The sequence below is a fragment of the Robertmurraya sp. DFI.2.37 genome, from assembly GCF_029211245.1.
GTDB classification, from domain to species: Bacteria; Bacillota; Bacilli; order Bacillales; family Cytobacillaceae; genus Robertmurraya; species Robertmurraya methanolica_A.
This window is the reverse complement of sequence record NZ_JARGEJ010000680.1, coordinates 1-297: the sequence shown is the minus strand read 5'-3', so window position 1 is coordinate 297 and position 297 is coordinate 1. Positions and strand designations below refer to the sequence as shown.

Genomic DNA, 297 nt, shown 5'->3' with positions numbered 1-297 from the left:
TGTGTTTAAGGATCTGGAAAAGGCGGAACAATTCTGTCATTTCCAACGGCAGGAATGGAAATATCATAAACACAGCGAAAAAGAAATGCAAAAGGTTCATTATGAACATCAAACTGGAAGGGCTTGTTCTTTCGATAAAGGAAAACCAATGAGCGAAAGTGAATTGAGTTTGACTTATCGTAGGGAGAGGACCTGAAGTTTGCAAGGAGATAAGCAAGCCGCTTCCGCTTTTCTCTGTCCAGCTTCAGGCCCCTAGCACCTATTGTCCTTCAAGCCGCCTCCCTACGATAAGTCGAT

General features: G+C 43.8%; 1 pseudogene. It reads left to right on the top strand.

Features of this window, described 5'->3' with window-relative positions:
- A pseudogene (locus PZE06_RS28185) lies at nucleotides 1–196 on the top strand (hypothetical protein); the annotation flags it as partial.
- Between the last annotated feature and the right edge of the window lie 101 nt (nucleotides 197–297).